At 37.9% G+C, this 11,682-nt stretch carries 10 protein-coding genes and 1 other annotated feature (1 of these 11 running past the window's edge); of the genes, 1 reads left to right on the top strand and 9 read right to left on the bottom strand.

Annotated elements, in window-relative coordinates:
• The first annotated feature begins 6 nt into the window (after positions 1-6).
• A complete protein-coding gene (locus AC6R0T_RS01700; protein WP_303753729.1) occupies positions 7-246 on the top strand; it encodes a hypothetical protein in 240 nt (79 codons plus the stop codon).
• Between the two features lie 139 nt (positions 247-385).
• Here AC6R0T_RS01700 and AC6R0T_RS01695 read toward each other — a convergent pair whose 3' ends face one another.
• From AC6R0T_RS01695 to leuS, 9 genes are all read right to left on the bottom strand, one after another.
• Positions 386-1,924, bottom strand: a complete 1,539-nt coding sequence (locus AC6R0T_RS01695) for a WD40/YVTN/BNR-like repeat-containing protein (protein ID WP_303753728.1) — start codon at positions 1,922-1,924, stop codon at positions 386-388.
• Positions 1,925-2,093: 169 nt separating this feature from the next.
• On the bottom strand, positions 2,094-2,525 hold the full coding sequence (locus AC6R0T_RS01690) for a hypothetical protein (RefSeq protein WP_303753727.1): 432 nt from the start codon (positions 2,523-2,525) through the stop codon (positions 2,094-2,096).
• 12 nt (positions 2,526-2,537) lie between these two features.
• Positions 2,538-2,750, bottom strand: coding sequence for a helix-turn-helix transcriptional regulator (locus tag AC6R0T_RS01685; protein WP_303753726.1), 213 nt, complete (start codon positions 2,748-2,750; stop codon positions 2,538-2,540).
• A gap of 124 nt (positions 2,751-2,874) precedes the next feature.
• Positions 2,875-3,672, bottom strand: coding sequence for a phosphonoacetaldehyde hydrolase (gene phnX, locus AC6R0T_RS01680; protein ID WP_303753725.1), 798 nt, complete (start codon positions 3,670-3,672; stop codon positions 2,875-2,877).
• Positions 3,669-4,778 carry a 2-aminoethylphosphonate--pyruvate transaminase gene (gene phnW, locus AC6R0T_RS01675; RefSeq protein ID WP_303753724.1) on the bottom strand — a complete coding sequence of 370 codons (1,110 nt, stop codon included), beginning with the start codon at positions 4,776-4,778 and terminating at the stop codon, positions 3,669-3,671. The genes phnX and phnW overlap by 4 nt, the downstream gene beginning before the upstream one ends.
• A 1-nt stretch (position 4,779) precedes the next feature.
• Positions 4,780-5,775: an extracellular solute-binding protein gene (locus AC6R0T_RS01670; protein WP_303753723.1), complete on the bottom strand. Its 996-nt coding sequence runs from the start codon at positions 5,773-5,775 to the stop codon at positions 4,780-4,782.
• A 103-nt stretch (positions 5,776-5,878) separates the two neighbouring features.
• Positions 5,879-7,573: an ABC transporter permease subunit gene (locus AC6R0T_RS01665; RefSeq protein ID WP_303753722.1), complete on the bottom strand. Its 1,695-nt coding sequence runs from the start codon at positions 7,571-7,573 to the stop codon at positions 5,879-5,881.
• The gene (locus tag AC6R0T_RS01660) at positions 7,570-8,343 is read right to left on the bottom strand and encodes an ABC transporter ATP-binding protein (protein ID WP_303753721.1); all 774 of its coding nucleotides are present in this window, start codon (positions 8,341-8,343) and stop codon (positions 7,570-7,572) included. Before AC6R0T_RS01660 ends, AC6R0T_RS01665 begins: the two co-directional genes overlap by 4 nt.
• 791 nt (positions 8,344-9,134) lie before the next feature.
• Positions 9,135-11,546 carry a leucine--tRNA ligase gene (gene leuS / locus AC6R0T_RS01655; protein ID WP_303753229.1) on the bottom strand — a complete coding sequence of 804 codons (2,412 nt, stop codon included), beginning with the start codon at positions 11,544-11,546 and terminating at the stop codon, positions 9,135-9,137.
• A gap of 73 nt (positions 11,547-11,619) precedes the next feature.
• Positions 11,620-11,682 (bottom strand) — a binding site (T-box leader) (it continues 144 nt past the right edge of the window).

Here is an 11,682-nt window from a genome sequence, read left to right as displayed (position 1 = left end):
GAAAAAATGAAAATCGATGCATGCAAATCAAAAATTGTACAGTGGGATAAAAATTTTGGACTTTTACTCCCAGAAAAAATGTTGGATGCCGCTGGTTTTCCCGTTGACAGCGATCTTTTGGTAACATTAGAAAAAGACCTTAACGGTAAAACACGAATCATCATCACCGCACCAGATGATGCGATTATCAATTTACCGATCAAAGAAATGCAAGATTACAAACGCAGCTTTGATGGCCACAATTAAAATTTTCCCCATAAAAAAAGCACAAACAAGCTGAATATCCTAAGCAATAACACTTAGGCCATTAAATTCAGACTTATCTGTGCTTTTTTACTGTCACAAATTAAGTTAAACTTTCCGGCTGTCCTAAATCATAAATCGGCTAATCTGCTTGGGTGACCTCGGATAGCTCACGAACAAATTGCCACGTTTGCCCGCCATCATCGGAGCGATACAAACAGTCATACATATGCCCTGTCTTTTTCGTTAAATAAAATTTAGCTTCTAAAGTCGTGCTCGTAAGTTCTGTCACTTCATTAGGTGGCTGAAAAATATCTAAGCCGCCTAATAAATATTGCTCCGGTACATTGACCACCGCTTCATGATACGAACGTCCAGCATTTTTTGTGTAATAAATATTTTCTCGTGTAGCAATAAAACCAATATCCCCATTAATAAAACTAACATTTTGAACCGGTGCATTCACCGTTTCACTGCCTGCCTCATACCAATCTTCCCCATTGTTATGGGTAATAAAGCACGTCACCTCTTCAGCAGAAGTGGCGCCAATTTTAGAAATTGCTACTATTCCGCTGCCATTTTCAAAAAATTGTACTTTCCGATAACGTAAGCCCCTCACTTTTTCTCCGATCTGTCTTTTCTGCCAGGAATTACCATTATCATTTGAAATTAGTAAATATAAATTGAGATAGTCCCCAGCTTCAGTGGTATAAAGATACCAAGAAAAATCTTTCCCGATTTGATACGTGTCCTCCATAAAATAACCAAAAGGAATTTCACCACTGGTTAATAAGTAACTCCCGCCTCGTAGCCAATCTGCTTTTAAAGGTACGAATTGCCAATGTGCTCCTTGATCTGTCGTTTGAAACAGCTGATGGGTTTTAACATCGAGATAAAGTTCATTTTTTTGACTCGCAATTTTATCAGGAGCTGCATCTTGTTGCTTTAATAGCCCTGTTATCGGACTGTCTTCTACTACCTCGGTCTTTAAATCAGCTGGTGCTGCTGTATTATTTTGCAGGCTGCTGGTTACCTGCGCGACATAAAACCATAGTCCCCCCACTATCAAAAATACCATTCCTATCGCAATCGCTAACTTTCCAGCTGGTTTTTTATGGGATAGTTTTCCTGATCGTACATGTCCTTGCCTACTATCAACAGCTAGCAGAAAAATTCTTCCTCTAGTTAAGCCCCAGCCCAGATCCTCCACACCAATCATGAGCTTATCGCCATTGAAACGTTGGGTTAAAAGAACGCAGTCACTTTTTGCTAGTCTAATTTCTTTTTTCGTCTTTAAAAAGTATTCATCCACATCCTCAATTACCGCAGGAAAACCCGCCGATCTTCTAACACGTTTTTCCAACCAATTTTGAAAATCGCTTTTGATGACAAAATAACTAATCAAAATGAATAACATCATTATCAGACATAGGCTGAGTAAAACTCCGCCGCATAAATTAGAAAAACGATGTAACCAAATTATTTTTTGTATTGCTGCAGTTGACATCACATGCTTTTGCAAATAGTGATACACCACCGTACCAAGACCAAAGAAAAAACTGGTCACCAGGAATGCTAGACCACCAAAAAAAAGAAAAAATTGCTTTTTTGACTGTTGTAAAATGGCTAAGATAATTTCTTTGCCGCTTAATAAATCAATAATTAAAAGTTCCTGATCCATATTCTACTCCAATTAAATTTTCTTTATTATGCAAGAAAATAACAAAAAAAATAGCGCCTTACAAAAAATTTAAATTAGAAGTAGGCCAAATTGAAAAAAATTATCATCTCTTTAAACAAAAAACAGCGGATACTAGAATTATCTTATTTTCCGCTGCCAAACTATTCTTTTATTTTTGTAATTTTTTTGACTTCTTTTGTTGCCTAAAAAAATATATGTAAAAAATCATTTGAGAGACAGCGAATACTAACAAGCCGACATAGGAGAAACGGTCACCAATTTTGTCAGTTGAACTTGGCTGTGAGATAAAACTAAATTGAATATAAACGATAAAAAAACTACAAAATAGCCCCACTGCAAGTCCCTTTAAATTAGGCTCTTCGCCAAAAAAGTAGGCTTTTTGTAAAAATTGATACCATAGCGCAACTGTAAAACTAAGAAAAAAATTGAGATAGAACATATTGAGTGAATCAGAAAAAAGATATTCAAAAAAGACACTACTAATAGCCGTTAGTACCGCTAAAACCCAAAACGCTATACCCAAGCTTTGCCAAAAAACTAATTTTTCTCTTTCATCTCGCTGATAACGTCGTACGTTCATTTTTTCACCTACTCACTTTTTTTGATTTAAGCGAAAGATTTCTTCTACTGGTCGCTTAAAAAAATAAGCAATTCGTAGCGTCAATTCAATGCTGGGAACATAACTTCCCGCTTCAATTGCTGTTATTGTTTGATGAGAAATCAACAATTTATCCGCCAATTCTACTTGGGTGAGACCACCGTCTTCTCGTACTTGCGCCAAGCGATTTACTAATTTCCAACCCATGATAATTGCTCCTCCTTACTCATTTTCTCAAGTATAGCGCTTACAATTATGCTTCACAAGCTAAAAAAACTAGGGACAACTCACTTGCCCCTAGTCTAGTATTTTCCTATTTGTTTTGTTCAACTTATAAAGCAGCAAATTCCAATTCTTCATTCAAGGCTTTTACCAAAAAGGGTAAATCACTTAAACGATCAATGACGTAATCTGCGCCATCTTCGTAATATTTTTGTGTTACTGCTTCTCGCAGTGATTCTTTTTCTTCAAAAGACAATTTTGAAAAAGCTGCTGCAGTTAATTGTGAAGCTGAACTGCCTTCAATAACACCAACGGAAATCACACCAGCATTTTTACCTTCTTTAATATCCGAAGTAGTGTCGCCAACTTTAATTACCCGTTTTAAATCATTAATTCCCATTAATTTTACATTGCGAAAAATCATGTCTGGCGCAGGCCGCCCCACCCCGTTAACGTCATCTGGTGTCACTAAAAAATCAGGTTCATAGCCATTTTGTTTTGCCCCTTTGGCAACTATCTTCATCATGTCTTTGGTATACCCTGTTGTACTGCCAATTTTAATATTATTTTTGCGTAACCAATGAACCGTTTTTAGTAAACCTTCTTTTGGCGTCGTGTATTGTGCCAAAGACGAAAATAATACTTTTTCAAAATCAGCATACAGCTTTTTTACATCTGCTTGGTTTGCTTTACGCTCATAAAGTTCTTGCCATTTTACTTTGACGTGAGGCAAAGCTAGTAAAGTTTTAATATGGTCGATTTTTAATAAGCCCATTGGTTCTCGAATTTCTCTTTCAGTCAAATGAATTCCCGCCTTGGCAAAAGCTGTATCAAAAGCCGCTACCGGTGCCAAACAGCCATCATCGACTGTCGTACCTGCCCAATCAAAAATTACACCGCGAATCATAGTGCCATCGCTCCTTTCACATTGCTTTTTACTAAGTATTCTTCTGCTAGCTGAAGAACTTTCATCATGTCAGAGGGATAAACCTCGCCAATATTGCCGATCCTAAAGCAATCAATCTCACTAATCTTACCAGGATAAATCGCATAGCCGTTTTCCTTTAAATATTCGTAAAAATCTGCAAAAGAAAATTCTGGAAAAGGATAGTGAAATGTCGTGATAAAGGGTCCTTGATTTTCTATTGCAATCAATGGCGCAAAGCCTAATTTTTCCATCCCAGTTCTAATAATGTGATTATTTTGGGCATAACGGTTATAGCGGGCTGCAATACCGCCTTCTTGTACCAGCTCTTTTAGCGCCTGTTGAAAGGCTAAAACCGTATGGGTTGGGGAAGTAAAACGCCATTTTCCATCACGATCCATGACTTGGTGCTGATCAAAAATATCCAAACTTAAAGTACGCGCTTTACCACAACTTAATGCCAAATGATCCCGACGACAAATAATAAAGCCAAAACCTGGGACGCCTTGAATACATTTGTTCGCACTTGAAACGAGAAAATCAATGCCAATTTCTGCCATTGGAATTTCAATACCACCAAAACTAGACATCGCATCCACAATAAAGGTAGCTTGATGTGCTTTTACCACTTTTGCGACACTTTCAATATCATTTACAATACCTGAAGTTGTTTCAGAATGTACCATTGCTACAAAATTAATGGCAGAATCAGCTTCTAAAATAGTCGCAATTTCTGTTGCATCGGGTATTTTGGTCTCTGCTACTTCGTAATACAGATAGTTCAGGCCATAACGAGCAGCAGTTTGTTGCATCCGCGCGCCATATGCACCATTGCCACAGATTAAAATTTTGTCTTTTTCCCCTACAATTGAGCTTAAAACGGCTTCAACTGCAAAGCTACCTGATCCCTGCATTAAAATCGTCGTATATTCTGTTTCTGAAACATGGGCTAATGCCAGTAATTGCTGGCGAATGTGCTGGGTGATGATTTTATAATCATCATCCCAGGTACAATGATCTACTAACATTGCCTCTTTAACGGTTGCCGTTGTCGTTAACGGTCCAGGTGTTAATAATTTATATTCCATTTTATTCCACCATCCCTTGATGTTTTGCTAATAATTCTGGTGTTAATTTTTCGCTGTAAACTTTTTGATCTTTTGCAATTTCCAATCCATCAGTTTTCTCTTCTTCATACAAAGCACTCGGGTAATAGGTGATGATTTCTTTGCGTCCTGTTGTTAAAATGATAGCCACCATTTTTTGTAGATCTGCCATTTTTTCTTTACTTTGTCCTTTGTTTAAAATACCAATTGATTCAGTCAAATTGTATGTACCTTCACTAGGTTCAACATATTCGATTGGGTCCCCAGCTTTTTTAGCTGCTACTGCTTGGTGACGTAGACCGTACCCAATTGCCACTTCTCCTACTTTAACTTTCTTTAATGGGCCAGAGCCAGAAGCTTCGATATGATCTCCAGCATTTTCATAAATCTTGGCTAAAATAGCTTTGGCTTCATCTTCACCATACGTATCAATTAAACCTTGGAATAACAACCACGCTGTTGAAGATTGCTTAATGTCAGAAATCGATAGCTGCCCCGCATACTCTGGTTTCGCTAAATCTTTCAAGCTTTTCGGTGGATTAATCCCCGCTTCTTTCAACGCTTTTGTATTATAAAAAACGACTCCTTCTTGAACTGTTAGAGGTAATGTGTAACCTGTTGTAACTTGGAGCGGTTTAACACTGACATCTAATTTTTCTAAAAACTTGTTTTTTTCCTCCGCACTATCCAAATAAAAGGTACTCATGGTAACAATATCGGCCTCTAAATTTTTCCCTTCGGCTAAGAGTTTGCCCCCTAATTCAGAAGTCCCTAAACTTTGGACAAGGTATTTACCTTTAAACCCATTTTCATCCAAAGCTTTTTCCATTGCTTTTACCGGTTCTTCATCGGCATTGGTATAAATAATTGCTTTGTCATCTTTTGTCTTTTCCGCACCGGAACCGCTTTTGCAACCGGCTAAAGAAATCAACCCTAAACTTAACATTCCAACCACCATAAACTTCATTACTTTTTTCATTCATTTGCTCCTTGCAATAATTTTTATTTTATAGGCTACCGGCTAAAAACATGCTGCCTTTACAACTCACTTTTAGCTAGTAGTGAATCGCAATTACTATGTGCTATTTAGAAGAAAATTTTTGCATTTCTCTTTTAAATAAAATTTGAGGAAAGTGAAACTGTTTTTGATTAAGAGTAACCTCTTTTTTCTTCCCCCAATATTTTTTAGTTAACTTAATTGCAAATAACGCGACACAATTAATTGCTAAAATCAATAAGGATAAAATGAAAATATCTACAAAACGCCCAAAGTGCTGTAACTCTTTAATTTTTGTAGTCATCACACTGGTTCGCGCAGAAACTAAGAAAATCAAACCGCTAATTGTTACCATACTATTGGTGAAATAATAGCTCATCATCTCTAAAATCGTCCCCCGAGAATTAGGAATTATAATGCGCCATACTAAATCAATCCAACGATCTCCCATAATTTGCGAAGTTTTTTCCCAACTATGATCCATTTTTTGAAAGCTTTCTTTTGCCATTTGATAGGGCGTGGCAAAAAAGTGAATAATATTGGCGATCACTAAAATACTTAGCGTATTGTGTAGCGTTGTTCCACTAAAAGCCAACAAGAACATGACCCCTAAAACCATCCCCGGAAAACTATTGGTTAAGGTTGCAAATAAATCAATGCCTTTAGCTGCAATACTATTTTGACGGCTAAAGGAAGTAACAATTCCAGCTAAATAGGCAATACTCATCCCCACCACCGCTGAAATCAGACTGACGATTAACGAATTACTTAATGTATTACTTAATAAATCATCAGCAAAAAATGCACGAAAGTTCTCTGTGGTGAAAATCATTTCGTAAGGCCAGGCTGCGACAAAGGGAATAATAAACATAACTGAAAACATGGCCAACAAACTGCCGCCGACTAGGACAAACAACAAACCCAAAAAGCTGTCGCGGGCTAGATTGGCTACCACTGGTACCTTACGGCGTTGTTTAAAGGACTGCTGTAATTTTTGTAACTGACGAATCAGTAAAACACTGAATAATGATGGTATCAACATGGATAATGCGACAAGTGAGCCTTTTTGAAAATCTGGAATAGAACCGGTAAACCCTTCATAGAGTAACGTCGTAATAAACACTTTGCGTCCACCTACCGCCGTTGGAATCCCAAAGTCGGTAAACGCCATGAAAAATGTTTGACAAAAACTGATCCCAATTAATTTTTGCATCGGGCGTAAAACATTTTGTAATACACTGGTTATTGGACTATCCCCCAATAAGCGCGAAACGACTAAATATTGTTGGTCCAAATAATCCATGCCGTTATAAAGGAGCAAATAGGCAGTTGGCAACGTATAAATAAAATAGCCTAAAATAACGCCACTAGAACCATATAAATCAAAAAGTTCAAAGCCTAAGATTCTAGTCCAAAGCCCTTGTTTACCAAAACAATAAAGTAAGACAAAGCCATAAGTAATCGTTGGTAATAACATTGGCAAACGAAAGAGCAAATCGCTAAACTGACGTATAGGTTGAAAAAGTCGTGAAAAATGCATCCCATAAGCCAAAAGCCATGCGGTAATTGTTGCAAGCGCCGCAGCAATGCCAGCGTGTATCACACTGTTTAAAAAGCCTGCTAGCCAACCACTTTGCCATAAAATACGAGCTGCCCCTTGAAGTGGTTGACCTTCAAAAAGTCCAGCTGTAATTAAAGTAATAACTGGGATAATAAAGAAGATGATAATTCCGCCAATTAGTAGCCACTGTACCAGATCTGTAATTTTTATTGCTTTCATAGCTGTGCCACCTGGTGGGTACCTTGAAATAGAGCAAAGATATTTTGAATATTACGATATTTCGTTTCCAATTGCGCCACTACAAAATCCTGAATAAACGGACTGCCCGCTTCAGCGATAATTTCTGCCGGCGCAGCAAATTTTGCGACCCGACCATTTTCTAAGACCATCACTTTATCTGACAATGTCAAAGCCTCTTCTGGATCATGGGTCACGATGATAGTAGTTAGCTGCAATGTTTTAGCGATCATTTGAATTTTTTCTTTAATCGATTCTTTGATGACACCATCTAATGCACTTAAAGGCTCATCTAGCAATAAAATTTCTGGTTTCATTACCAATGTTCTTCCCAAGGCTACGCGTTGTTTTTGCCCACCAGATAAAGCACTGATTGGTTTATCCAAATGTTTTTCTAAATCGAGTAGTTGAATTAATTCCGCTACTTCTTCTTTTGTAGAAAGACTAGGTTTTCTTTTCAAACCATAAAGTAGATTTTCTCTTGCAGTTAAATGAGGAAACAGACCATAATCTTGAAAGACAATATTAAAGCCGCGTTTTTCCATTGGCACGTTGGTGATATCTTGCCCTTTGTATACCAAACGCCCACTGTTGGGTTTTTCTAAACCTAAAATCATATTTAATAAAGTAGTTTTGCCAGAACCAGAGTGACCGAGAATGGAAACAATTTCCCCCGGTTTAATCACTAAATCAATATCGGTCAAAATCGTCTGTGCACCAAAACTTTTATTTACTTGTTGAATTTCTAACATTTTTCTGCCCCTTTTCTTTTGACTGAAATTTTCGAAAAAACTATCAATTCCGCTTCACTGACTTCAGTATAGAGGCAAAATGTTAATGACTTGACACCTTTAAGTAAAAGATTGGTAAAGCCTGTATATTTTATGTAAATAATCACTAGGATAAGAAAAGCTGAAGGAATCGGGTAGCCCTGAGCCATAAGATCTAAATTTGTTAAAATGGCTCCTTCTTTTTCACAAATTTAGTCTTAGGGCCGAAGGGGTGATTCGTGAAGCTAGACAGTTAGAAAAGCGTTTCGAACTCGTTTAGCTTTTGAGCATTAAGACAGAATTTCAATAAATTGCCCTGCAAATTTCTTGAAATTTTGACTTAAGGCCGATAAAGCTAGTTCGTGAAGCTAGACAGTTAGAAAAGCTGAAGGAATCGGGTAGCCCTGAGCCATAAGATCTAAATTTGTTAAAATGGCTCCTTCTTTTTCACAAATTTAGGCTTAGGGCCGAAGGGGTGATTCGTGAAGCTAGACAGTTAGAAAAGCGTTTCGAACTCGTTTAGCTTTTGAGCATTAAGACAGAATTTCAATAAATTGCCCTACAAATTTCTTGATATTTTGACTTAAGGCCGATAAAGCTAGTTCGTGAAGCTAGGAATTGTTATATCGGCTACGCTAATTTTTCTTGCGAAAAACTTATCCTTTCCTTCCAGATAAAAAAGGATTCAGTGTAAAAGCCCTAACGGCTATCCACTGAATCCTTTTTTAAACAATAAGCAGAAAAATTGCTTCTACCTGTGTTTTTTCATTTTTTTAATTGGCAACAATATTCACTAATTTATTTGGTACGACAATCACTTTGCGAACTGTTTTGCCGGCAATATGTTCTTTAATCGCATTATCTGCCAGTGCAGTTTTTTCTAATTCATCTTTTGAAAGATCGCGGGCAACTTGGACTTTGCTGCGAACTTTACCATTCACTTGGAAGACAACTTCAATTTCATCTTCAACCAATTGCGCTTCATCATAAGTTGGCCAAGCTACATAAGAAATACCGCCTTCATTGCCTAAAATCGCCCAAAGTTCTTCTGCGATATGGGGGGCGATTGGTGCTAATAATTGCACAAAGCCTTCAATATACGCATAGGAAAGTGCTTCTGTTTTGTATGCTTCATTGATAAAGACCATCAATTGTGAAATTGCGGTGTTAAAGTGCATCTGTTCGTAATCTTCGGTTACTTTTTTTACCGTTTGATGGTAAACTTTAGTCAATTTACCATCGTTAAAGGTCGTAATGCGATCGCGCATTTTTCCTTCTTCGTCTACGATTAAACGCCAAACGCGTTCTAAGAATTTGCGGCTACCTTCTAGCCCATTTTCACTCCAGGCAATCGACGCATCAAGTGGCCCCATAAACATTTCATACATCCGCAATGTATCTGCACCGTATTTTTCCACCACGTCATCTGGGTTCACCACATTACCACGAGATTTGGACATTTTTTCATTATTGCCCCCAAGAATCATACCTTGGTTAAATAGTTTTTGATACGGTTCTTTTGTTGGCACCACACCGATATCATACAAGAATTTATGCCAGAAGCGAGCATACAATAAGTGCAAGACCGCGTGTTCAGCTCCACCGATATAAATATCTACTGGTAACCAGCGTTCCAATTTATCATAGTCTGCTAAAGCTGTTTTGTTGTGAGGATCGATATAACGCAAATGATACCAAGAACTACCTGCCCATTGTGGCATTGTATTGGTTTCACGGCGACCTTTTTTACCCGTTTTCTCATCAACGACATTAATCCAATCTTCGATATTGGCTAGTGGTGATTCACCGGTACCACTTGGTTTAATATTATCTGTAACAGGTAAACGCAACGGTAATTCTTCTTCTGAAAGAGCTGTTGTTGTTCCATCTTCCCAGTGGATAATTGGAATTGGTTCACCCCAATAACGTTGACGAGAGAATAACCAGTCCCGCAAACGGTAGCTGACTTCTTTTTTACCAACGCCGTTTTCTTCAAGCCACGCGTTCATTTTTTCAATGGCTTCTTCTTTGTTTAAACCGTCTAAAAAGTCAGAGTTGATATGTTTGCCGTCACCTGTATAGGCTTCTTTTTTTACATCGCCGCCAGCTAAAACTGGAATAATATCTAGGCCAAATGTTTGTGCAAATTCATAGTCCCGTTCGTCGTGAGCAGGTACTGCCATAATGGCGCCTGTCCCATAAGTCGCCAGCACATAATCTGCGATCCAAATTGGAATTTTTTTGCCGTTAACTGGATTAATGGCGTAAGCTCCTGTGAAGACCCCTGTTTTTTCTTTTGCTAAGTCTGTGCGCGCTAATTCTGATTTTTTTGCTGCTTGCTCAATGTAAGCTGCTACTGCTTCTTTTTGTTCTGGCGTAGTGATTTTTTCAACTAAATCAAGTTCTGGTGCTAAAACAGCGTAGGTCGCACCAAACAATGTATCTGATCTGGTAGTGAACACAGTGAAATCTTCATTGCTATCAGCGACTTTAAAGGTAACATTTGCTCCCACTGAGCGACCAATCCAGTTGCGTTGCATTTCTTTAATACTTTCTGGCCAGTCAACCAAGTCAAGGTCGTCTAAGAGACGATCGGCATAGGCGGTAATTTTCAACATCCATTGACGCATTGGACGTCTGATGACATCGTAGCCGCCACGTTCACTCTTCCCATCAATAACTTCTTCATTGGAAATTACTGTCCCTAATTCTGGAACCCAGTTAACCGCAACTTCAGCTTCATAGGCCAAGCCTTTTTCATATAATTTGGTAAAAATCCATTGCGTCCATTTGTAGTATTCTGGATCAGTCGTATTAATTTCACGATTCCAGTCATAACTAAAACCTAATGAATTAATCTGACGTTTGAAAGTTTCAATATTTTTCTTTGTAAATTCAGCTGGGTCATTGCCTGTGTCTAAAGCATATTGTTCCGCCGGCAAACCAAAAGCATCCCACCCCATTGGATGTAATACGCTAAACCCTTGTGAACGTTTCATTCGTGATAAAATATCCGTTGCTGTATAACCTTCTGGATGGCCTACATGTAGCCCTTGACCAGATGGGTATGGAAACATATCCAAGGCATAAAATTTGGGTTGTTCTGTCTTGTCATGGGTATTAAACGTATTGTTTTTAGCCCAATATTTTTGCCATTTTTTTTCGATTTGCTTATGATCGTACACTGCTAAATCCTCCTAAAAATTAATTGACTGGCAATCAGTCGTATAAAAAAAGTCCTATAAAAAGCTATGCTTTTTATAGGACGTAATCTACGTGGTACCACCTAATTTTGCTCATCAAAAAAGATAAGCCTCAAAC

The organism is Enterococcus sp. S86.2, assembly GCF_059834485.2.
Note: the sequence above shows the minus strand (reverse complement) of the source record. Positions and strands in the feature narration are given on the sequence as shown.

Excerpts from the sequence above, each read along its gene's own strand:
- AC6R0T_RS01700 (WP_303753729.1), top strand. The coding sequence starts at position 7 with ATGAAAATCGATGCATGCAAATCAAAAATTGTACAGTGGGATAAAAAT.
- AC6R0T_RS01695 (WP_303753728.1), bottom strand. The coding sequence starts at position 1,924 with ATGGATCAGGAACTTTTAATTATTGATTTATTAAGCGGCAAAGAAATT.
- AC6R0T_RS01690 (WP_303753727.1), bottom strand. The coding sequence starts at position 2,525 with ATGAACGTACGACGTTATCAGCGAGATGAAAGAGAAAAATTAGTTTTT.
- AC6R0T_RS01685 (WP_303753726.1), bottom strand. The coding sequence starts at position 2,750 with ATGGGTTGGAAATTAGTAAATCGCTTGGCGCAAGTACGAGAAGACGGT.
- phnX (WP_303753725.1), bottom strand. The coding sequence starts at position 3,672 with ATGATTCGCGGTGTAATTTTTGATTGGGCAGGTACGACAGTCGATGAT.
- phnW (WP_303753724.1), bottom strand. The coding sequence starts at position 4,778 with ATGGAATATAAATTATTAACACCTGGACCGTTAACGACAACGGCAACC.
- AC6R0T_RS01670 (WP_303753723.1), bottom strand. The coding sequence starts at position 5,775 with ATGAAAAAAGTAATGAAGTTTATGGTGGTTGGAATGTTAAGTTTAGGG.
- AC6R0T_RS01665 (WP_303753722.1), bottom strand. The coding sequence starts at position 7,573 with ATGAAAGCAATAAAAATTACAGATCTGGTACAGTGGCTACTAATTGGC.
- AC6R0T_RS01660 (WP_303753721.1), bottom strand. The coding sequence starts at position 8,343 with ATGTTAGAAATTCAACAAGTAAATAAAAGTTTTGGTGCACAGACGATT.